At 51.0% G+C, this 22226-nt stretch carries 26 protein-coding genes; all 26 read left to right on the forward strand.

Annotated elements, in window-relative coordinates; genetic code table 11:
• The first annotated feature begins 136 nt into the window (after nucleotides 1-136).
• The 26 genes from flgB to DQG23_RS00450 all read left to right on the forward strand — a co-directional run bounded on the left by flgB (nucleotide 137) and on the right by DQG23_RS00450 (nucleotide 22218).
• Nucleotides 137-538: a flagellar basal body rod protein FlgB gene (gene flgB, locus DQG23_RS00325; protein WP_113028812.1), complete on the forward strand. Its 402-nt coding sequence runs from the start codon at nucleotides 137-139 to the stop codon at nucleotides 536-538.
• Between the two features lie 3 nt (nucleotides 539-541).
• Complete coding sequence (gene flgC / locus DQG23_RS00330) at nucleotides 542-994, forward strand: flagellar basal body rod protein FlgC (protein WP_113028813.1); 453 nt, start codon at nucleotides 542-544, stop codon at nucleotides 992-994.
• Nucleotides 995-1023: 29 nt separating this feature from the next.
• A complete protein-coding gene (gene fliE, locus DQG23_RS00335) occupies nucleotides 1024-1329 on the forward strand; it encodes a flagellar hook-basal body complex protein FliE (protein ID WP_113028814.1) in 306 nt (101 codons plus the stop codon).
• Between the two features lie 60 nt (nucleotides 1330-1389).
• A complete protein-coding gene (gene fliF / locus DQG23_RS00340) occupies nucleotides 1390-2973 on the forward strand; it encodes a flagellar basal-body MS-ring/collar protein FliF (RefSeq protein WP_192894532.1) in 1584 nt (527 codons plus the stop codon).
• Nucleotides 2974-2985: 12 nt separating this feature from the next.
• Nucleotides 2986-4002, forward strand: coding sequence for a flagellar motor switch protein FliG (gene fliG, locus DQG23_RS00345; protein WP_113028815.1), 1017 nt, complete (start codon nucleotides 2986-2988; stop codon nucleotides 4000-4002).
• On the forward strand, nucleotides 3995-4837 hold the full coding sequence (locus tag DQG23_RS00350; RefSeq protein WP_113028816.1) for a FliH/SctL family protein: 843 nt from the start codon (nucleotides 3995-3997) through the stop codon (nucleotides 4835-4837). Before fliG ends, DQG23_RS00350 begins: the two co-directional genes overlap by 8 nt.
• Nucleotides 4830-6155 carry a flagellar protein export ATPase FliI gene (fliI, locus tag DQG23_RS00355; protein WP_113028817.1) on the forward strand — a complete coding sequence of 442 codons (1326 nt, stop codon included), beginning with the start codon at nucleotides 4830-4832 and terminating at the stop codon, nucleotides 6153-6155. Before DQG23_RS00350 ends, fliI begins: the two co-directional genes overlap by 8 nt.
• A 6-nt stretch (nucleotides 6156-6161) precedes the next feature.
• The gene (gene fliJ / locus DQG23_RS00360) at nucleotides 6162-6599 is read left to right on the forward strand and encodes a flagellar export protein FliJ (protein WP_113028818.1); all 438 of its coding nucleotides are present in this window, start codon (nucleotides 6162-6164) and stop codon (nucleotides 6597-6599) included.
• Nucleotides 6600-6628: 29 nt separating this feature from the next.
• Entirely contained in the window at nucleotides 6629-7537 is a 909-nt protein-coding gene (locus DQG23_RS00365; protein ID WP_113028819.1) for a MotE family protein, read from the forward strand.
• 28 nt (nucleotides 7538-7565) lie between these two features.
• Nucleotides 7566-8984, forward strand: a complete 1419-nt coding sequence (locus tag DQG23_RS00370; RefSeq protein ID WP_113028820.1) for a flagellar hook-length control protein FliK — start codon at nucleotides 7566-7568, stop codon at nucleotides 8982-8984.
• A 46-nt stretch (nucleotides 8985-9030) separates the two neighbouring features.
• Nucleotides 9031-9489: a flagellar hook capping FlgD N-terminal domain-containing protein gene (locus tag DQG23_RS00375; protein WP_113028821.1), complete on the forward strand. Its 459-nt coding sequence runs from the start codon at nucleotides 9031-9033 to the stop codon at nucleotides 9487-9489.
• Complete coding sequence (locus tag DQG23_RS00380; protein ID WP_113028822.1) at nucleotides 9486-9866, forward strand: TIGR02530 family flagellar biosynthesis protein; 381 nt, start codon at nucleotides 9486-9488, stop codon at nucleotides 9864-9866. The genes DQG23_RS00375 and DQG23_RS00380 overlap by 4 nt, the downstream gene beginning before the upstream one ends.
• A gap of 113 nt (nucleotides 9867-9979) precedes the next feature.
• Entirely contained in the window at nucleotides 9980-10807 is an 828-nt protein-coding gene (locus tag DQG23_RS00385) for a flagellar hook-basal body complex protein (RefSeq protein WP_113028823.1), read from the forward strand.
• Nucleotides 10808-10866: 59 nt separating this feature from the next.
• Entirely contained in the window at nucleotides 10867-11088 is a 222-nt protein-coding gene (locus tag DQG23_RS00390; RefSeq protein WP_113028824.1) for a flagellar FlbD family protein, read from the forward strand.
• Nucleotides 11089-11562, forward strand: a complete 474-nt coding sequence (locus tag DQG23_RS00395) for a flagellar basal body-associated FliL family protein (RefSeq protein ID WP_113028825.1) — start codon at nucleotides 11089-11091, stop codon at nucleotides 11560-11562.
• 36 nt (nucleotides 11563-11598) lie between these two features.
• A complete protein-coding gene (fliM, locus tag DQG23_RS00400) occupies nucleotides 11599-12600 on the forward strand; it encodes a flagellar motor switch protein FliM (RefSeq protein ID WP_113028826.1) in 1002 nt (333 codons plus the stop codon).
• Entirely contained in the window at nucleotides 12590-13822 is a 1233-nt protein-coding gene (gene fliY / locus DQG23_RS00405; protein WP_113028827.1) for a flagellar motor switch phosphatase FliY, read from the forward strand. The genes fliM and fliY overlap by 11 nt, the downstream gene beginning before the upstream one ends.
• A gap of 24 nt (nucleotides 13823-13846) precedes the next feature.
• The gene (locus DQG23_RS00410) at nucleotides 13847-14209 is read left to right on the forward strand and encodes a response regulator (protein ID WP_113028828.1); all 363 of its coding nucleotides are present in this window, start codon (nucleotides 13847-13849) and stop codon (nucleotides 14207-14209) included.
• A 32-nt stretch (nucleotides 14210-14241) separates the two neighbouring features.
• Complete coding sequence (locus tag DQG23_RS00415) at nucleotides 14242-14928, forward strand: flagellar biosynthetic protein FliO (protein ID WP_113028829.1); 687 nt, start codon at nucleotides 14242-14244, stop codon at nucleotides 14926-14928.
• The gene (gene fliP / locus DQG23_RS00420; protein ID WP_113028830.1) at nucleotides 14925-15704 is read left to right on the forward strand and encodes a flagellar type III secretion system pore protein FliP; all 780 of its coding nucleotides are present in this window, start codon (nucleotides 14925-14927) and stop codon (nucleotides 15702-15704) included. The genes DQG23_RS00415 and fliP overlap by 4 nt, the downstream gene beginning before the upstream one ends.
• A gap of 22 nt (nucleotides 15705-15726) precedes the next feature.
• A complete protein-coding gene (gene fliQ / locus DQG23_RS00425) occupies nucleotides 15727-15996 on the forward strand; it encodes a flagellar biosynthesis protein FliQ (protein WP_113028831.1) in 270 nt (89 codons plus the stop codon).
• 14 nt (nucleotides 15997-16010) lie between these two features.
• Nucleotides 16011-16787, forward strand: a complete 777-nt coding sequence (gene fliR / locus DQG23_RS00430) for a flagellar biosynthetic protein FliR (protein WP_113028832.1) — start codon at nucleotides 16011-16013, stop codon at nucleotides 16785-16787.
• A gap of 58 nt (nucleotides 16788-16845) precedes the next feature.
• Nucleotides 16846-17916, forward strand: a complete 1071-nt coding sequence (gene flhB, locus DQG23_RS00435) for a flagellar biosynthesis protein FlhB (RefSeq protein ID WP_113029528.1) — start codon at nucleotides 16846-16848, stop codon at nucleotides 17914-17916.
• Nucleotides 17917-17937: 21 nt separating this feature from the next.
• Nucleotides 17938-19971 (forward strand): flagellar biosynthesis protein FlhA, encoded by a 2034-nt coding sequence (gene flhA / locus DQG23_RS00440; protein WP_113028833.1) that lies wholly within the window; start codon nucleotides 17938-17940, stop codon nucleotides 19969-19971.
• Nucleotides 19968-21356, forward strand: coding sequence for a flagellar biosynthesis GTPase FlhF (gene flhF, locus DQG23_RS00445; protein ID WP_113028834.1), 1389 nt, complete (start codon nucleotides 19968-19970; stop codon nucleotides 21354-21356). Before flhA ends, flhF begins: the two co-directional genes overlap by 4 nt.
• A complete protein-coding gene (locus DQG23_RS00450) occupies nucleotides 21349-22218 on the forward strand; it encodes a MinD/ParA family protein (protein WP_113028835.1) in 870 nt (289 codons plus the stop codon). The genes flhF and DQG23_RS00450 overlap by 8 nt, the downstream gene beginning before the upstream one ends.
• The last annotated feature ends 8 nt before the right edge of the window (nucleotides 22219-22226 follow it).

Genomic DNA, 22226 nt, shown 5'->3' on the forward strand with positions numbered 1-22226 from the left:
TTTATGACAAAAAAGACATCGACATCTTGTCTTTTTTTTGTCGAATGCAAGAAGGAGTTTGTCGGATCGTTGTTGAATATGTCCTAGAATCGTATCTCTTCTAGGAAAGAAATCCTAATCGAAGGTGGTGAAGTGAATGTTTTTACTCAACCAGCCGAGCTTGAATTTGCTTGAACGCTCGCTCTCTGCCTCGACTTTGCGCCAGCAGGTGATCTCAAACAATATCGCGAACGTCGATACGCCGCAGTTCAAACGATCGGATGTCAAATTCGAGGAAATGCTGCACAGTGAGCTGGACGGCCTTTCGGTAGAAGGGTACCGGTCGGATCCAAGGCACTTTTATATCGGAAAGTCGCCGGGGGTGAACGCCGAAATCATTACCGATCGACAGTCGGTTATGAACAACAGCTTGAACAACGTCGATATCGACACCGAAATGTCACTGCTGGCCAAAAACCAACTGCGTTACAATGTAATGATCCAGCAAGCCAATCACGAGCTGAAGCAATTCAGAACGGCCTTAGAGGGGAGAAGATAATGAATGAAATTGACGAACGGCTTTGATATCAGTTCATCTGCGCTTACCGCTCAGCGATTGCGAATGGACGTCATCTCCTCGAATATCGCCAATGCGGATACGACCCGCACGCAAATGGTCGACGGAAAATGGGTCCCGTACTCTCGTAAGGTCGTAACGATGGAGCCAAAGTCCCAAACGCCATTCAGTCAAATGCTGCAATCCGCAATGGGCAACACCGCGACCGGAGAAGGGGTCAAAGTAACCCAAATAACGAACGACCAATCGCCGTTCAAGCGGGTATACAATCCGACTCATCCCGATGCGGACGTTAACGGCTACGTGGATATGCCCAATGTCGACATCTTGAAGGAAATGGTCGATATGATTTCCGCCACAAGGTCGTACGAGGCGAACGTCACCGCTTTGAACGCCTCTAAATCGATGATAACGAAAGCGCTCGAAATCGGAAGATAACATTACATGCGTAAACGGGGGGATTATTGATGATTCAAGCACTAAACGGTCTTTCGGTTGCTACCGGGACAGTACAACCGAAGGTGAAAGCGGGCGAAGGTGCTACCGATTTGGCAGGACAGTTCGGCGGCTATCTTAGTGATGCCATGACGAAGCTTGCGAATCAACAGGCCGTTGTAGAAACTCTGAACGAAAAATTTATTACAGGTGAGATTTCCGATGTACATACGTTAACTATCGCTGCCGAGAAAGCCTCGCTAGGTTTGGAGTTTACTGTTCAGGTGCGAAACAAAGCGATCGAAGCTTACCAAGACATTATGCGGATGCAAATTTAACGGCTTCTGGTGCTATATGCTTGCGTCTTCTACGCTAACGTACTTGGATGAGGTGAAACAGTGAATGAAACGATGCGCCAATATTGGACGCGCAGCAAACAATATTGGGATAAATTTACTAAGACGCAAAAGATAACTTTAACGACTACACTGGTTCTTATTGCCTTAACGATCGGAATTGTCGCTTACTCTTTCTCAAGGACGGAATATGTCGTCGCGTTTCGCGATTTGCAGCCGGCGGACGCAGCTGCGATCAAGCAATATCTAGAGAGTTCGAACGTTTCTTACCATTTGAGTCCGGACGGCAAAAATATTGAAGTTCCGGCTAACAAGGCGGCGGAATTAACCGTCGATGTAGCATCGCAGGGTTTAATGCGGAACGGCTCGCTCGGGTATGGGGCGTTCAGAGAGGACAAGCCTTTCGGCATGAGCGACCGGGAATTCGAAGTCAAGCATCTTGACGCGATTCAAGGCGAATTGCAACAGCTTATCAATTCGAATACGGCTGTCAGCAGCTCGAAGGTTCTTATTACGCTTCCGGAGAAAACGGTTTTCGTCAGATCGGGAGACAAGGAAGAGTCGTCCGCATCCGTAGTCGTGAACTTGAAGCCCGGCTTCCAGCTCGATCAGAAGCAAATCGACACGATGTACAATCTGGTGTCGAAAGGTGTCAAAAATTTGGCGCCGGAAAATATCGTCATCACGAATCAATACGGCGATCTGCTTCCTTATTCGAAGACAAGCACGACCGGAATGGAGTCAGGCGATATCGCCCTGCAGCAATTCCAAATCAAAAAGCAGCTTGAGCAGGATGTCACCAAAAGCGTCATGAGCTTGCTCGGACCTGTTCTCGGACAAGGCAAAGTTGTTCCGATGGCGGTTGCCAGCATCAATTTCGATAAGAAAACGACGCAACGCAGCGGCGTCGAGCCTGTTGTCGATACGAAAGGGATCGAAATCAGCGTTCAAGAAATTCAAAAGTCGTATTCGAGCGATGGAAATACCGAAGGCGGCATTCCCGGCACAGGCACGACGGACGTACCGAATTATCCGGCAAGCGCGGGTTCGGGGAAAGCGAACTCGGAGGAAATGCAGAAAACCGTCAATTACGAAGTGAACCGGATCAAAACGGAAGTGCAGTCGAGTCCGTTCATTTTGTCGGATTTGTCGATAAGCGTAGGCATAGAGCCGCCTGACAGGAATGACCCCAATTCGCTGACGCAGCAAACCAAGGATGCCGTGCAGCGTATTCTCGTCAACATTGTCAAAGCATCGCTTGCCAATAGCGACAAACAGTATACGGATGAGGATTTTGCCGCTCGGGTAACGGTGTTCGAGCATAACTTCGCATCTCCGGTAGGAGGCACGAACGCAAATACGATCAACTGGTGGCTGTATGGAGGCATTGGAGCGGCAGCTCTTGCGCTCGCGGCAGTCGGCGGTTATGCCGTGTCGAGAAGAAGAAAGAATGCGGCCGAGGCTATGCTGGCGGATTCCGCGATTCCGGCGAAAGTGGAGTTCCCTACAATCGATATGGAGAACGTATCAAACGAAAGTCAGGTTCGCAAGCAGTTGGAATCGCTGGCTAAGAAGAAGCCGGAAGAGTTTGTTAACCTGCTGCGGACATGGCTGGTTGATGAATAGAGGTGTGGTTGGTTGGCAAAGGGAGTTCAACAGGGATTGTCCGGACGGCAGAAGGCGGCTATTTTATTGATCAGCTTGGGTCCTGAAGTGTCCGCACAAATTTTCAAGCATTTACGGGATGAGGAAATCGAACAGCTGACTCTGGAAATTGCCAATGTCAGAAAGGTAGATGCGTCGGAGAAAGAATCGATCCTATCCGAATTCCATCAAATATGCATGGCACAAGAATACATATCGCAAGGCGGTATTGCTTACGCCAAAGATATTTTGGAGAAGGCGCTCGGTCATCAGAAAGCGATCGATATCATCAACCGTCTGACGGCGACGCTTCAGGTAAGGCCTTTCGATTTTGCGCGGAAAGCGGACCCGGCACAAATCTTAAACTTTATCCAGAACGAAAATACGCAAACGATCGCTCTAGTGCTTTCGTATTTGCAATCCGAGCAGGCTTCGATCATCTTGTCTTCTCTTCCTCAAGAGAAGCAGGCCGAAGTAGCCAAGCGGATAGCGCTCATGGACAGCACGTCGCCCGACGTGGTCAGTCAGGTGGAGCGCGTACTCGAACAAAAGCTGTCGGCAACGGTTACGCAAGACTATACTTCCGCCGGCGGTATCGAGGCTATCGTACATATTTTGAACGGCGTCGACCGCGGTACGGAACGGACGATACTGGATGCGCTCGAAATTCAGGATCCCGAGCTTGCGGAAGAAATCAAGAAACGGATGTTCGTCTTCGAAGATATCGTCAGCATCGACAACCGCTCGATTCAACGGATCATTCGCGATATCGAAAACGCCGACTTGCAGCTTGCGCTTAAAGTCGCCAGCGAAGAAGTACGCGAAGCGATCTTTCGCAATATGTCAAAGCGGATGTCCGAAACGTTCAGAGAAGAAATGGAGTATATGGGTCCCGTGCGGCTTCGCGATGTCGAAGAGGCGCAAACCCGAATCGTATCCACCATTCGCCGCTTAGAAGATGCAGGTGAAATCATCATTGCGCGCGGCGGAGGAGATGATATTGTTGTCTAATGTCATTAAGCCGAATCATTACATAGCGTTAAACGAATCGATCAAGATCGAGGTCGTTTCGCCGTTATCGCGAAATCAGCCCGCCGTTTCCCCGTATGTGGAAAATCCCGATCTGCTTGACGAGAGAATAAGGGAAATGGAGCAAATTCTCGAAGCCAAGGATCAGATTATTCACGACGCGGAGCAATTCGCGGAGCAGCAGCTGCACCAATCGCAGCTCGAAATCGAAGCGATGAAGGAGCAAGCGCAGCTTGAAATCGAAGCCTGGTGGCAAAGTAAGCGTCAAGAAGACGAACAACTCGCGGCTACAGCCAGGGAAAGCGGCTTTCAGCAAGGATACGGCCATGGGCTCAAAGAAGCGGAAGCTGCCGTTCATGAGCAGTATGCCGACATGCTGAACGAATCCCGTTCGGTACTTGAGCAGTCCTACCAGCTAAAGACGAGAATCATTCAGGAAGCGGAGCCGTTTCTTATCGAGCTTAGCTGTGCGATCGCCGAGAAAATTATCGGACGCCAGCTTACGGTAAACCCGGAATGGGTTATCGAGATGACGCAGACCGTGCTTGCGCGGCGGCGAGAGAAAGGCGTCGTAACGCTTTGCGTTTCGCCGAAGCAGTTCGCTTATATTCAGGATGCGAGAGACGAGCTGTTATTGTCGATCGATTCGCAAGCCGAATTGCAAATTTTGCCGGACGCTACGATTGACGACCATGGCTGCGTGGTACGAACTGCTTTCGGCAGCATCGATGCCAAGATCGACACGCAATTGAAAGAAATTAAAGCGGCGCTGCGGCAATTGGCTCTGACTAGCGAGGAGAACGCTAGCCATGAATAATAATCGCCCGTTTGCCGCCAAGTACGTAGAGCATTTACAGCAGTTGGACCCCGTTCGAGTCAATGGCAAGGTGACGCAGGTTATCGGCCTGACTGTCGAATCGGAAGGCCCTGACGCCAGCGTCGGCGACGTCTGTCATATTTATCCCTTCAAGTCGAATGTGCCGCTGAAGGCGGAGGTCGTCGGCTTTCGCGATAACCGCGTATTGCTGATGCCGCTTGGCGAACTGCATTCGATTGGCCCGGGATGCGATGTTGTGAGCACCGGCAAGCCGTTAACCGTTCAGGTTGGCCGCGAGCTTCTCGGCAAGGTGCTGAACGGCTTGGGCGAGCCTCTGGACGGCACGTTCCTGCCTTCGCGCATGTCGCAATATTCTACCTTCAATATGCCGAGCAATCCGCTTAGCCGTCCTCGGGTGCTGGAACCGATCAGCGTCGGCGTCCGCTGCATTGACGGTCTGCTGTCGATCGGCAAAGGCCAACGCGTCGGGATTTTTGCAGGCTCGGGCGTAGGTAAGAGCACGCTTCTCGGTATGATTGCCCGAAATACGTCGGCTGACGTCAATGTGATCGCCTTAATCGGCGAACGCGGACGCGAGGTGCTTGATTTTATCGAACGGGATCTCGGTCCCGAAGGCCTTGCGCGTTCCGTCGTCATCGTCGCGACCTCCGACCAGCCGGCGCTTATCCGGATCAAAGGCGCGCTTATCGCAACGAGCATCGCCGAATACTTTCGCGATCGCGGCTTGAACGTCATGTTAATGATGGACTCCGTTACCCGTTACGCTATGGCGCAGCGGGAGGTTGGCCTCGCGGTAGGCGAACCGCCGGCAACGCGCGGATATACGCCATCCGTATTCGCCGGTCTGCCCAAGCTTCTGGAACGTTCGGGAACCGGTCCTAAAGGCTCGATTACCGCGTTTTACACAGTGCTCGTTGACGGCGACGATATGAACGAGCCGATCGCCGATGCGGTACGGGGGATTTTGGACGGACATATCGTGCTCCACCGAAATCTTGCGAACCGCGGGCATTTTCCGGCAATCGACGTTCTTGCAAGCGTCAGCCGGGTTATGAAGGAAATCGTGCCCGACGAACAGCAGCAGGCAGCCAATTATATGAAACGAATGCTTTCTACTTATAAAGATTCGGAAGACTTAATTAATATAGGGGCGTACCAGCAAGGTTCCAATCCGGAAATCGATAGAGCCATGCAGTTGATTCCAGCCATATGGGACTATACGAGGCAAACGACGACCGAAAAGGTTACTTTTGCGGAATCGCAGGAAAGACTGATTGCCGAATTCGGCGGAGGATGATGAACGTTGACATTCAAATACGGCTTCCAAAAAATCGTCGATTTGAAATCCAATGAAAAAACGCAGGCGGAATGGTTTTTTTCGAGTGCGATCGGTGCGCTGAGGCTTGAAGAGCAAAGCTTGTCCATGCTTCAGGAAGAGAAGAAACGGCTTCACGACGACATGGTTAACGAAGCTGTGAGCCGGACTTCGGTATCCGAATTATTGGTTCATCAGACCTATATCCAACATATCGACCGGCAGATTCGCCGCAAAACGAAAGATGTGCAGTCAGCTAAGCATAACGTATCGGTCAAACAAGAGCAGCTCGTACATAAAACGATCGAAGAGAAAATTTGGTTTCAAGCCCGTGACAAAGCCAAACAAGCTTTTACGGCATTGGAGCTGAAGAAAGAGCAGGAAGAGCTCGACGATATCGCGATTACCCGGTACAAGATGTCCTGACCGATGAATGCGGGAAGAGGTGAGCGGAAATGGACACGGAGTTGGAAAAATCGGAATTGAGCGCATTCGAAAGATTTTTATATTGGTTTTTTATTCCGATCGTGTTTACCAGCGTGTTGCTTGTCGTTCTTCTGAAGCTTTTCGATTACGACGTGATGGATAATGTCCTCAAAGCGGCGAATAAAGTCCCGTTTGTCGGCAGCGTCCTTCCGGATCCGAAGTCGGAGAAAAAGACGGAAACGAATCAAGGCGCTGCGGTCGAAAATGCGGCGGAAACTGACGAACAGAAGATCGGCGAATTGAATAATTCCCTTTCATCCGTTACGGAGCAGCTGAAGAGCGCGGAAACGGCGCTTGAGCAAAGCGACAAGGCGTTCAAGGAGCTGCAGGCCAAAAATACGGCATTGGAAGAACAATTAAAGACGAAAGTGAAAAGCGACGAGGAATACTCGCTTCAAATCAAGCAAACGTCCGACATGTTCGCCAGAATGAACCCGTCCAAAGCCGGTCCGATTTTCGAAAACTTAACGCTCTCGGAACGGGCTCTTATTATGGCTGAGATGAAGCCTGAGGAGCGCGTGAGAATTTTGGAAAAGATGGACCCGAAAAAAGCGGCTGAAACCTCGATAAGCTTAAAGGATTCGGTGCCTGCGCGCGACCGCGAACTCGCCGCACTTCAAGAGCGGCTGAAGCTGAACGAGGAAAGCTCGGCAAATGCGGTAGCCAAAATGACCAAAAGCGATCTCGGGCAAACGTTCGCGAATATGACGCCTAAGAGTGCGGCGCTAGTATTGCAAGAGATGAATGCGGTCAATCAGGCGAAAGTGATCGAAATTTTGAATGCGACGGATGTTCAAGCGCGTTCCAAAATTATGACCGCCTTGGCGGACTTGAACAAAGAAGTGGCGGCATCCATAACCGCCCGTCTCGCACAATAAAACCGATTCAGAAAGGAGGTGAAAATAAATGAATGCAATCGCTCAAAATATGCCGGCAACTCCGGTATGGAAGTCCGGTGCGGTTGGCGCCGATTCCGTTGTAACGGGTGGCGGCGATGCTTTTGCCGGCATGCTCGGCCAATTGCTTGGTTTGACGCAAGGCGAAGGGAATGACGGCGCTCAGCAGTCTATTGAAACGCTGCCTGCAGGCTTCTCGCCGCTGCTGCTGCTTGCGCTTCTTCCGCAGGCGGAATCCGTCGACGGCGAACAGGCGGCGAAGCAGCTTGAGCTTCTTTTGGAGCAGCATCCAGAGCTTTTTGCCGAGCTGCTGTCCGCTCAAGGATTTGCGCAATGGTCGGCTAAAGTCGATGAATTGTTCGCGGCAGTAACCGGGGAGCAAGCGCCGGTCGCGCTCGGAGAGCAGCCGATGCAAGCAGCGGCAGTCGCGAATCCGGAAGCTCCGGCAGCGGCCACCGCACAGCTAAAGCCCGAGCAAGGCACGCAAGCGGTACAAACTTCGCAAGCCGTACAAAAGTTTCTTCATTTGCTGCAAACCGAAGGCTCGAATCCTCTGGTTCAGCAATTGTCCGAGGACTTGCAGAAGCTGATTGCGGAAGCGAGGCCGGTAACGGATGCGCCTCCTGCTGAAGTGAAAGCGACGGAGCAGCCGAAAGGAACGGCAACCCGCCAAGAGCGTGCAGCCGAAACGAATAACGTCAAGAACGAACCGGCAGCGCCAGAGCAAGTAATCGCAGTCAAGCAAACCGCTTCGCGGGTAACCGCATCTGAAGCGTTAAGCAAGCTGCAGGTCATTGCGGCGAAGCAGGGCGTCATGTTCGAGCAGCTTACCAGGTCTGCGGAAACGAAGACGGATGTTCAGCCGGCAGGCGCAAACGATCAGCCTGAGACGACCGGCTTGGTTTTCAACGTTCATAACGGCGTAACCGCGAAAGCGGCCGATAACGTTCATGCGATGCCAAAACCGGTTTCCGCGCAAAGCTTTGTCCAGGATATGAGCCAGTTTGTGCTGAAAACGATTAAGGTCAACGCATTAAACGGCTTCTCCGAGGCCAAGCTGACGTTAACGCCGGAGCATCTGGGCCAGGTCGACGTGAAGATTTCCCTGCAGAACGGGCAGCTTGTGGCGCAATTTACGGCACAAACCCAAATGGGAAGAGAGATGATCGAGAGCCAGCTGTCGCACTTGCGTTCGACGCTGACGGGTCAAGGTCTGCATGTCGAGAAGATTGAAGTCAGTCAAAGCTCTGCTTTTCAATCCGGGATGTTCCACGATGGGCGGCAGCAAACTTCCCAGCAGTTCATGCAGCAATCCAACAGACAGCCTGAACGCTACGAGCAAGGAAATGAAGAGTTTTCGCTAGATGGGGAATCGAGCGAGGATGTCCAAGCACCGATGACGGTGAACGGTTTTGACGTTACGGCTTAATGCGAGAAGCCGATTTTTATGAACAAGGCATGCGGGGGGTGAAACGATGGCAGATCCGGTTTTTTCTACAGGCAACGTGTGGCCCAATTATGCCAAAACGAATATCGACAAAAAAAGCACGCCGAATAAAGCTGCCGAAAACAACTTGGGCAAGGACGAATTTCTAAAAATTCTTATTGCGCAGCTTAAAAACCAGGATCCGATGCAGCCGCTTCAGGACAAGGAATTTATCGCGCAAATGGCCCAGTTCACTTCGGTTGAGCAGTTGTCGAATATGGCGAGCGAAATGAAGCTTTTACGCCAATCGCTTGGTTTGTCGCCGGGCTTGATCGGAAAAACGGTCAGTTGGGAGACGACCGACGCCACAGGTGCTTCCGTAACGAAAGAGGGAGTCGTAGATGCGCTGTTATTCAAAAAAGGCGTACAATACGCCAGTGTAAAAGGGGAGGAAATTTCTCTGGATAAACTGGTGAAAATCTGGGATCCCGAGAATACGGACGAATGAATCGAATAACGATCGGTCAGCTGTATCCGGAAGCAGGCAAAGCGCCAGTACGCAGGACGCAAGCGCAGCCGCCGTCAATGACCAACCAGGCATCGAAGTTCGACAACATGCTGCAATCCAGTATGGTGAAGCTTAGCCATCATGCCGAGATGCGGCTGCAGCAGCGCGGAATCGAGCTAAAGCCCGAGCAAATGGCAAAGCTTCAGGGCGCGATCGATAAAGCCGCAATGAAAGGCTCCAAGGAATCGCTCGTCGTTTGCGACAATATGGCATTCATTATTAACGTCAAAAGCAGAACCATCGTAACCGCGATGGATCGCGATTCGATGAAGGAGAACGTATTTACGCAAATCGATAGCGCCGTTATTTTATCTTAAGGGCTGGCCCTATACGGAGGCCCGAATAGCCGCTGATCGAAGGAAGCGGCTGCGAGAGGTTGCATGACATATTCACCAAAAAATTGCTAGCCAGACGGGGAGGAAATTGATTTATGTTGCGTTCGTTATATTCTGGCGTTTCCGGAATGCGCGGCTTTCAAACGAAGCTTGATGTCATCGGCAATAACATCGCTAATGTCAACACGGCGGGTTTTAAAGCCGGTCGCGTCATGTTCAAGGATATATTAAGCCAAACGACCGCGGGTATGACGGCACCGAACGGGAACGAAACCGGCGGGGTAAACGCCAAGCAAATCGGTCTCGGCGTCACGATCGGCGCTATCGATACGATACATACGCCGGGCAGCGCAATGACGACGAATGTGCCTACCGATCTACGGATTGACGGGGACGGCTTCTTCGCAGTCAAAATGAATGCCGGCCAAGGGCAAGAGGAAGCTTTCTTAACCCGTGACGGCGGCTTTAAAGTCGACGCATCCGGCAATCTCGTAAACGGCGACGGCTTGCTGGTTACGCAACCCGGCGGAGATATCATCACGATCGATTTCACTACCGTCGTCGAGTTCAGTATCGGCCAAGACGGGACGATCATCAAGAAGCTTAACGACGGTACGATCGACGATACGATGCGAATCGGCATCGTGAAAGTTGCCAATCCGGGCGGCCTGGAGAAAATCGGCGGCAATTTGTACCGCATGACGCCGAACGCCAACCCTGACGGCGTACTTGAGATCATTGAAGCCAACGATCCGGATCTGGGGACGGGGGCTATCATTTCCGGGCAAATTGAAATGTCGAATGTCGATTTGACGTCCGAGTTTACCGAAATGATCGTATCGCAAAGAGGTTTCCAAGCAAATTCGCGGATTATTACTACTTCCGATGAAATCCTGCAGGAAGTTGTTAACCTGAAACGATAATCAGGAATAGGTAAGGGGGTTGCGACCCAACCCCTCTTTTTTCGAAACGGAGGGAATTGATGATTACCGTCACCCGTTTAAATGGGAAGCCGATAACCGTAAATGCCTTGCTGATCGAGACGATCGATGAAATTCCCGAGACCATGCTTATCTTGACAACGGGAAAAAAAATCGTCGTGCTTGAGAAGGCGGCCGACGTCGTGGAGCTGATCACAAGTTATGTGCAGCGAGTCGGAGCGGTGAGAGGTACGATAATGAGTAAGGATTTGGAGGGGTCTTAGTTGTTCAAGAGCAAGTTGTTGCAGATCGTCCTTGCGATGCTTATCGTCATCACCTTGATTTTGACCGCATTTTTCGTTCTATGGAACTATATGGACAAACAGCAGGGAGCGGATGAGAGCGATCCGAAAAGCACCGTCGAATCGGTTCAAGGCAAGAAGCTTTCGGCTACGCAAATCAAAGACAACACGTTCATCGTAAAAGACGTGGTGACGAATTTATCCGAGAAAGACAAGATTATTAAGGTAAGCTTCGCCTTCCAGCTGGATTCCAAAAAAGCAAGGGAAGAGATGGAGAAGATCGATTTTAAGGTCAAATCGATTATTATGCTGACGCTGGCCGATATGACGCGCGAGCAGGTGTCCGGCAGCAAGGGACAGGATACGCTGACCGCGACGCTGATGAATAAAATAAACCCTATCCTCACGGAAGGGAAATTGAAGGAAATTTCCGTAACGGAATTCATCGTACAATAATCGATATTTTGAGACGTCATGAAGGAGGTGAGCCCGTTGGTTGACGTTCTTTCACAAAACGAGATAGACGCTTTGCTTGCAGCGCTGTCTTCCGGAGAAATGGAAGCGGAAGAGTTAAAGAAGGATGAATCCCAGAAAAAAGTAAGGGTGTACGACTTTAAACGCGCAACCCGCTTTTCAAAGGATCATCTCCGGAGCCTGACGCGTATCCATGAAAATTTCGCGCGATATTTGACGACCTATTTTTCGACGCAATTACGCACGTTCGTTCAAATAAATGTTGTCGGTGTCGAACAACTCCCTTATGATGAATTTATTAGGTCGATACCGAAGATGACGATATTGAATATATTCGAAGCGGAGCCTCTGGAAGGCAGAATGGTGCTGGAGATTCATCCGAACGTGGCTTATGCCATGCTGGATCGTCTGCTTGGCGGGGCCGGAGCCGCTCCGGCAAAAATCAATGCGTTGACCGAAATCGACACCATCATTATGGAAAAAATGTTCAGCCGCGCACTCGAATCGTTAACCGAAGCGTGGCGAACCGTAGTGGAAATTTATCCGCGGCTGGAGGCGCTGGAGACGAATCCGCAATTTATGCAGATCGCCTCTCCGAACGATACGATTGCGCTCATTTCACTCAGCACGAAAATCGGCGATACGACCGGGATGGTCAATCTTTGTATCCCGCATGTCGTAATCGAACCGATCATGCCGAGGCTTTCCGTGCATCACATGTTCGTGACGCATAAGAAGACGAAGACGGTCGAAGAGTCCGATGCGCTGCAGGAAAGAGTGAATAAAGCGAAGCTGACGATGGTCGCCGAGCTGGGGCATTCGGAAATAAGCGTCCATGAATTTTTAAACCTGGCCGTCGGGGATGTCATCTCGCTGGATAAGCCGGTGGATCAGGGGCTTCATATTAGAGTCGGGGACAAGCTCAAGTTTATCGGCAGTCCCGGCACGGTGAAGGGAAAAGTAGCCGTCCAAGTAACCGAAATCGTGAGCGAAGGAGTCGAAGAAGAGCATGACGAATAGCAAAGATTATTTGTCACAAGAGGAAATAGACGCTTTGCTTAACCAAACGGCGGGTAATCAGAAAGAATCTTCCGAAGCTCCGAGTCTGGATGAATTGCTTTCATCTTTAGAGAAGGACGCGCTGGGCGAAATCGGCAATATTACGTTCGGAAGCGCCGCAACCGCATTGTCTACCTTGCTTGGCAAAAAGGTGGATATTACAACGCCGAAGGTTTCTACAATCAGCAAGCAAGAGCTTCAATACGAGTTTCCCAAACCGCATGTGGCCGTACATGTTAATTATGTAGACGGTTTTCACGGCATCAATTTGCTGGTCATCAAAACAAGGGACGCGCAAGTCATTGCCGACCTGATGATGGGCGGCGACGGTCATCCGGGGGACGAGGAGCTTAGCGAAATACATATAAGTGCCGTTCAGGAAGCGATGAATCAAATGATGGGGTCTTCGGCAACCTCGATGTCGACGATATTCAATCGGTTCGTCAATATCTCGCCTCCCGGGATCGATATTTTGAACTTCGCGCAGGCGGAAACCGAGCAAAACTTGCCGCCCGACGAGCTGTATATCAAAATATCGTTCCGCTTGACGATAGGAGATCTGATAGATTCGAACATCATGCAGCTGCTGCCGGTTCCGTTTGCCAAGGAAATGGTCGCAACCTTGATGGGAGGAGCTTCGATGGAAGAGCCGCCTAGAGTCGAGGAAGCGAGCATACCGGCTCCGCCTCCTTCGGCGCCGACGCCGCCGGCCAGACCGGCCGACCCGATGCCGTATATGGAGCCGCCGATGCAGCAGCCCGCCTATCAGCAGCCGGTATACCAGCAGCCGATGTACCAACAGCCTCCTATGGTTCAGCCGCCGCACTCGCCGGCAGCCTACGGAACGATGAACAGCAGGAACGTGAACGTGCAGCCGGCGCAATTTGCCAACTTCACGCCGAACGGCTCCGTTCTCGGGGACGATACCAACTTGAACCTTCTGCTCGACATTCCGCTTAAAGTAACGGTGGAGCTGGGCAGAACCAAGAAGGTTATCAAAGATATTTTGGATTTGTCCCAGGGCTCGATCATCGAGCTGGACAAGCTGGCGGGCGAGCCTGTTGACATATTGGTCAACAACAAGCTGATCGCCAAGGGGGAAGTTGTCGTCATCGACGAAAACTTCGGTGTTCGCGTTACCGACATAATCAATCAGTGGGATCGCATTCAAAAGTTACAATAACCATTTCAGGAGGACTGAACAGACATGGCACAAAGAATTTTAATCGTAGACGACGCAGCTTTTATGAGAATGATGATTCGCGATATCGTATCGAAGAACGGATACGAGGTATGCGGAGAAGCGAATGACGGCCTGCAAGCGGTCGAAAAATACAAGGAAGTACGCCCCGATCTTGTAACGATGGACATTACGATGCCTGAAATGGACGGTATCGCCGCATTGAAAGAGATTAAAAAAATAGATCCGAACGCTAGAGTCATCATGTGTTCCGCAATGGGACAACAAGCGATGGTAATCGACGCGATCCAAGCGGGCGCTAAAGATTTCATCGTCAAGCCGTTCCAGCATGACCGCGTTATCGAAGCGATCAAAAAGACGCTCGGCTAAGCAATGGTCCGTACCAGCAGGAACGGAAAGGAATGGAAGCTTTGTATCAGAAAGAAAATCATGGGAGCGGCGTGCTAAACGAATGCGTCGCAGCTAACGCAAGCCGCTTATCCTTGCGTTCGAGAAGTCGCCGTTTCGGGATGCTGGCGTTATCCGGCTCCGTCATTTTTTTGGGATCGGCACGAGCTTCCCTGGCAGCGGCAGAAGATACGCCCCCGGTCGGGGACGACTTCAGCGTTTACGGCATGCTGCTGCAGGTTTCGTTTTTTTTGCTGCTGATCATCGGCTTGTTTTTCGTCATCATCCGGTTTCTTTCCAAAAAGAATAGACAGTTTTCCTCCGGGCGTGCCGTCAAAAATTTAGGTGGCGTCGCCCTGGGACAAAACAAATCGGTACAGGTCGTCGAAATCGGAAACAGCTTATACGTGCTTGGCGTAGGCGATGACGTTCAATTGATTTCCCAAATTAACGATCCTGACGAGATTCAGCAAATAAGGGACACTATTGCGCACAGGCCTTCGGTTGATTTTCCGAGCGTGGGAAGCTTGACCAGTTGGTTTCAATCCCTCCGCAAGAAAGAACAGACGGAAGAAGAGCTGCCTGCTTCTTTTCACGAGATGTTTGCGGATAAAATGAAACAGGTATCGGACCGCAAAGAACGGATCGACGAATTGACACAATATGAAAATCGCGCAGATCGGTTGAATGATAACAAATGAAGCACTTCAAAAAAGTCTTGTTCGTTTTTGTGCTTGCACAGCTGCTGCTTGGAGCGTTCGGGGCAAACGTATTTGCCGCCGATCCGGTAACGAACCCGATTCCGGAAATTAAGATCGGCATCGACGGCGGCGAATCGGGAGCTGCGGGATCGTCGAACACGATTGCGATCGTTTTGCTGATTACGGTTCTGAGCCTGGCGCCTGCGATATTGGTGATGATGACCTGTTTCACGAGGATCGTCGTCGTTCTCGGATTCGTCCGGACTTCGCTCGCTACGAACCAGATGCCGCCCAACCAGGTTTTGATCGGTTTAGCTTTGTTCATGAGCTTGTTCGTTATGGCGCCTACGCTTGGACAAATTAACGAGGTTGCCCTGCAGCCGTACCTCAAGGGAGAGCTGAATCAGACGGAAGCTCTGAATAAAGCGGCGATACCGATGAAGCAATTTATGGGCAAGTATACGAGGGAGAAGGACCTGCAGCTGTTTTTGGATTATTCCAAAGCGGAGCGGCCAACCAGCATAGAGGATACGCCGATGACCGCGCTCGTGCCCGCTTATGCGATCAGCGAGCTGAAGACGGCGTTTTCCATGGGATTTATGATATTTATCCCGTTTCTGATTATCGATATGATCATTTCCAGTACGCTGATGGCAATGGGGATGATGATGCTTCCACCGGTAATGATTTCGCTCCCGTTCAAAATATTGCTGTTTATTTTGGTCGACGGTTGGTATCTGGTCGTCAAGTCGCTTCTATTGAGCTTCACTACCTGACGTCGTATGGGAGGAATATCGTTTGAGTGCGGAGTTTGTCATCAAGTTGGCAGGTGAGGCCGTTTATACGGTTCTAAAGGCGAGTGCGCCGATGCTGATCATCGCATTGGTCATCGGCTTGGTTATAAGCGTATTTCAAGCCACAACGCAAATTCAGGAGCAGACGCTTGCTTTTGTTCCGAAAATCATAGCAGTCCTGCTGTCCATTCTTATTTTTGGGCCGTGGATATTAACCACGCTTGTCGAGTTTACATCTCGGCTGCTCAATAACTTGCATAAATATATTAGCTAGGTTGGACATCGGACATGGAATTGATATTGCAATTATTACCGCCCTTTTTGCTTATTTTTTGTCGAATTACCTCCTTTTTTGTCGTAACGCCGATCTTTTCCGCCCGAACGATTCCGACGCATTACAAGATCGGGCTTTCGGCCTTTCTTTCCTTCATTATAGTAGCATCCGAGGTTGGCGAGCAGACTGTCGTGATCGACGCTCTGTATGCCTTGTCGATCATGAAGGAAATCGTGATCGGATTATTGCTTGGCTTTATCGCTTATATGTTTTTCACCGTCGTTCAAACCGCAGGCTCGTTTATCGACTTGCAGATGGGCCTCGGCATGGCGAACATTATCGACCCGATGACCGGGGCGCAAGCTCCGCTGCTTGGGAATTTGAAGTTTTTTATCGCGACGCTGCTTTTTTTGGCGCTGAACGGCCATCATTACTTGATCGCTGCAATTCTTGACAGCTACGAGTGGGTTCCGTTATCGAGCGATTTGTTCGCGAAGCTGTACGACGGCAGCGTGAACGAGTTTTTAGTCACGTCGTTCTCCCAAGCGTTCGCCCTTGCTTTTCAAATGGCTGCGCCTTTCGTCGCCGCGATGTTTCTGGTTGACGTCGGGCTCGGCATATTAACGAAAGTTGCGCCGCAATTCAACGTTTTCGTCATCGGGATTCCTTTAAAAATATTAATCGGTTTTATGATGCTGATGTTGTTGATACCCGGGTTTTATAATTTATTTTCCGAATTATTCGACCGGATGATTAAGGCGGTTCAGCAATTGACCGGCCTGCTGCAGTAAAGTCCCAATACGAAATTACGAGGCTGGAGGTCCTTTCGTGTCATCGTTCCGGTTTCAGATGAATTTGCAGTTATTTGCCGGAGAAAAGACGGAATCGGCCACACCGAAAAAAAGGCAGGACGCGCGGAAAAAGGGGCAAGTGGCCAAAAGCATGGAGCTGCCCTCCGCTTTTATTTTGCTTTTCAGCTTTGCATCCTTCATGATGCTCGGCGGTTTTTATAAGGAACGCATTTATAGGCTGTTTGTCGACACGTTTCACGACTATATGCTGATGGAGCTGTCGATTCCGAACGTTACGGCAATGGCCGCGCAGTTCACGATGGAAATGCTTATTTTGTTGGGCCCGATTTTTTTGATCACTTTCGTGATCGCCTTCGCTGCCAATTACATCCAAATCGGTTTTTTGTTTACCGGCGAGCCGCTCAAAATGAAATTCAACAAAATTAACCCGATTGAAGGGGCGAAGCGAATTTTCGGTATGCGGGCCGTAGTCGACTTTCTCAAATCAATGCTGAAGTTAACGATAATAGGTTTTATCGTCTACTTGACGCTGTGGGGCGAGAAAGAAAGCATTATGGGTTTGGCGCATGTACCGCTCGAATCGATCTTCGCTTATGTCGCAGGATTAACGCTTCAGCTCGGCTTGAAAATCGGAGGTACGCTTATCGTTCTTGCAGTTTTCGATTATTTATACCAAAAGTACGAGCATGAGAAAAATTTGAAGATGTCCAAACAGGATATCAAGGATGAGTATAAATCGACCGAGGGCGATCCTCATATTAAAGGAAAGATCAAAGAGAGACAGCGCAAGATGGCTATGCAGCGCATGATGCAGGAGGTTCCGAAAGCGGACGTCGTCATCACGAACCCGACCCACTATGCGGTAGCGATCAAATACGAAACGGGGAAAATGGAAGCCCCGCTGGTGCTGGCCAAAGGAACGGATTATATTGCTTTGAAAATTAAGGAAATCGCCAAGGCGAACCGGATTGTGACGATGGAGAACCGCCCGCTTGCGCGCGCGCTTCACGATCAGGTAGAAATCGGGCAGACGATCCCACCCGATTTGTTCCAAGCGGTCGCCGAGGTTCTCGCCTATGTGTATAAATTAAAGAACCGAACCAAATAGCGCATAAAGGGGGCATCGATAATGAGAGCAAGAGATTTATCTGTACTTGTCGGGATTATCGGGATCGTGCTCATGATGGTAGTTCCGATACCGATTGCATTGCTGGACGTTTTGTTAATTATCAATATTTCCGTGGCGCTGCTCATTTTGCTTGTCGCCATGAATACCCAGGACGCGCTGCAGTTTTCCATCTTTCCCACTTTGCTGCTTGTGACTACCTTGTTCAGGCTTGCTCTGAACGTATCGACGACCCGTAATATTTTATCGCACGGGGAAGCCGGCAACGTAGTCGCGACGTTCGGCAGCTTTGTCGCCCAAGGCAATATTGTCGTGGGTTTTGTCGTCTTCCTCATTCTTGTAATCGTTCAATTTATCGTGATTACCAAGGGCTCCGAACGCGTCGCAGAGGTCGCGGCAAGGTTTACGCTCGACGCGATGCCCGGCAAGCAGATGAGTATCGACGCCGATTTGAACGCCGGACTCATCAATGAGCAGCAAGCCCGCGAACGCAGACAAAAAATCGAACGGGAAGCGGACTTTTACGGAGCGATGGACGGTGCCAGCAAATTCGTCAAAGGAGACGCAATCGCCGGCATTATCATTCTCGTCATCAACCTGATCGGCGGATTGATCATCGGGATGCTTTTTCTCGACAAATCATTCTCCGAAGCGGCGAAGCTGTTCTCCACATTGACCATCGGCGACGGCTTGGTCAGCCAAATACCGGCTTTGCTTATTTCGACGGCTGCCGGCATTATCGTTACACGCGCCGCTTCCGAAGGCAATCTTGCTACGGATCTATCCACGCAAATGCTTTCTCAGCCGAAGCTGCTTTATATCGTTGCAGGCACGATTGCCGCGCTTGGCATCTTTACGCCGATTCATTGGTATATTGCGCTGCCGATCGCAGGCGTTCTCGTTTATGCGGCGCTTGCCATGCAGAAAAATTTGAATCGTCAGCAGGTCGAGGACGAGAAGAAAGAAGAGGAACAGCAGATCGAAGAGGTGCGCAGTCCCGAAAGTGTCATCAGCTTGCTCCAGGTCGATCCGATTGAATTCGAGTTCGGCTATGGCCTCATTCCGCTGGCGGATGCGCAGCAAGGGGGCGATTTGCTTGACCGTATCATTCTGATCCGACGGCAATGCGCGCTGGAGCTCGGCATCGTTGTTCCCGTGATCCGGATTCGCGACAATATTCAGCTTAAACCGAATGAATATGTCATCAAGATTAAAGGAAATACGGTAGCCAGAGGGGAACTGCTGCTGAATCACTATTTGGCGATGAGCGCCGGTTACGATGACGATTCGATTTCGGGAATCGAAACAAGGGAGCCCGCCTTCGGTCTGCCGGCGATGTGGATCGACGAGCCTACGAAGGAAAGGGCGGAATTGTCCGGTTATACGGTTGTCGACCCTCCTTCCGTCGTCGCGACCCATTTGACGGAGGTTATCAAGAAGCATTCACACGAGCTGCTTGGCCGTCAAGAAACGCGTGCGCTTATCGACAATGTAAAGGATGCATATCCGGCGCTTGTCGAAGAATTGATTCCGAGCGTTTTATCGATTGGCGACGTTCAAAAGGTTTTGTCCAAGCTGTTGCGCGAGAAAGTATCCGTCCGGGATCTCGTCACGATCTTGGAGACGCTGGCCGATTACGGCACGTATTCCAAGGATCCCGACGTGCTCGCGGAATATGTAAGACAAGCGCTCTCGAGGCAAATTACGCTGCAATATGCGGCTTCCGACGATGCGATGAAAGTCATTACGGTCGGACCGATGCTCGAGAAGAAAATTGCCGAGGCGGTCCAGCAGACGGAGCACGGTTCTTATTTGGCCCTCGACCCGTCGACGTCGCAGCTTATTCATCATCGTGTAACGGAGCAAGTGACCAAAGCCGTTCAATCCGGCACGTCGCCGATTTTGCTGACATCGCCGACCATTCGGATGTATTTGCGGCAGCTGCTCGAAAGAACGCTGCAGGATATTCCGGTCTTGTCTTATAGCGAGCTTGAGCCGAATGTTGAAATTCAGAGTTTGGGGGTTGTCAATCTATGAGGGTGAAACGTTACGTTGTCGATTCGATGCCGGATGCATTGCAGCGTATTCGAGTCGACCTGGGGAAAGACGCCGTCATTTTGAATACGAAGGAAGTTCGTTCCGGCGGATTTCTGGGCATGTTCGGCAAGAAAAAAATTGAAGTGATCGCAGCGATCGACGCGAATGCCGCTGCGGCCGAATCGTCCAAGAAGGACCTGAATTCGGCTCTTAAGCAAGTGAGCGAAGTTGCGGCGGCCATGAACCGGAAGCAGTCGGTCGCCGTGCTCGAACAGCCTATGCCTTATGTGCCCGATGTTATGAAGCAGATTGATAATGAGCAGCCGTTCGTGCCGCCTCCGCTGCAGCGCGTCCCAAGGCCGGCGATGCAGCCCCCTACGCATGGCGCCCGTTCGATGGCAGCTGCTGCGCCTTCAGGGACGCAGGCTCCGGAAATTCAAGCTCCGGCCAAGGAACGGATTCCGCCGCGGGAGCAGCCTGGAACTACGCAACGCGCGGATAACGACGAGCTGATGCAGGAAATTCGCTCGATGAAAGCGATGATGTCGAAGCTGGCTGCAGCAGGCGGCGCAGTCGCTGATCTGCAGGCCGACCCTGTGCTGGAAAAGCTGGAGAACCGGCTGCGCGAACAGGAGCTTGCCGAAGATATCGTCAAAGCGGTACTTGATTACGTAAAGGAGCAGGCGGAATCGGACGGGCAGTCCTTATCTTCCTCCGTCGTGAAACGCTCGGCCAAGGAAGCGCTGCTGTCCTTCATACCCGATTCCGAAGCAAGCAGGCTTTCCGCACAGACGAAGCTCGCCCATTTTGTCGGTCCGACCGGCGTAGGCAAAACGACGACGATCGCCAAAATGGCTGCGGAACAGGTCATCAAGCATAAGCGCAAAGTCGGCTTCATTACATCGGATACCTATCGAATCGCTGCCGTCGAGCAGTTGAAAACGTACGCTACCATTTTGAACATTCCGCTTGAAGTCGTTTCGTCGCCGCTGGATTTGCGGAAAGCTTACGAGCGGTTGGAGGACTGCGAGCTTATTTTAATGGATACGGCAGGCCGGAACTACCGAAACGAGCTTTACGTATCGGAGCTGAACGCGCTGCTTCAGCAGTCCGGTCAAACCGAAACGTTCCTGGTGCTCGGGCTTACATCCAAGTACCGGGACATGCAGATGATCGCTAACAATTTTACGAAATACGGCATCGACAAGGTTTTGTTTACCAAAGCGGACGAAACCGATGCATACGGCCCGGTGATCAATCTTGTGCGCGATTTTCCGCTCAAGCTTTCCTATCTGACGAACGGCCAGAACGTTCCGGAAGATATCGCTGCGGCCGACGGAGGCAAAATCGCCGACCTCATCTTGGGGGACGACGAGTATGAATGACCAGGCGCAAGGCTTGCGCAACCTTATTCAATCGAATGCGGCTAAGCAGCGGAACACGAAAGTCATTACCGTCACCAGCGGCAAGGGCGGCGTGGGGAAATCCAATTTTTCGCTTAACTTTGCGCTGACGCTGCAGTCCCAAGGCTACAAAGTGCTTATCTTCGACGCCGATATCGGGCTTGCGAATATCGATGTGCTTATGGGCGTTTCATCCAAATACAGCCTCTATCATCTGCTGAAGAAAGAGAAGACGATTTGGGAGATCATCGAGAGAGGGCATCACGGCATCGAATTTATTGCAGGCGGTTCGGGCTTTACGGATTTAATGCGTCTGACGGATCAGGAGCTGGACTACTTTTCGGAGCAAGTCGGCCAGTTGAACGGGTATGTGGATTATATAATTTTCGATACTGGCGCGGGCTTGTCGAAGGAAACGCTGAAATTTATTCTTGCCGCGGAAGAAACGATCGTCGTTACGACTCCGGAGCCTACCGCGATCACGGATGCTTACGCCATAATCAAAATGGTAACGAATTTAAATCATCAGGTGCCGTTTCGGCTCGTCGTCAACCGCATTGCGGACGAGAAGGAAGGCAGGGACACGGCCGCCAAGATCAGTATGGTGGCCCGCCAGTTTCTGCAGCTCGACATTCCGACGCTCGGTTTTGTCGCCGATGATGCGCATGTGTCCAAGGCGGTACGCAAGCAAGTGCCTTTTACAGTGGCGTTTCCGAACAGCGAGGCAGCCAGAAGCATCCGTGATTTAACGAATCGTTTTCTCCACGGCCAAACGTTTACGGGCTCTTCGGAATCGAGTGGAGTAAAAAGCTTTTTGAGCCGTATGATTCGGCTGTTGAGATAGCCGCCTCT

The organism is Paenibacillus contaminans, from assembly GCF_003285015.1.
Taxonomy (GTDB): domain Bacteria; phylum Bacillota; class Bacilli; order Paenibacillales; family NBRC-103111; genus Paenibacillus_V; species Paenibacillus_V contaminans.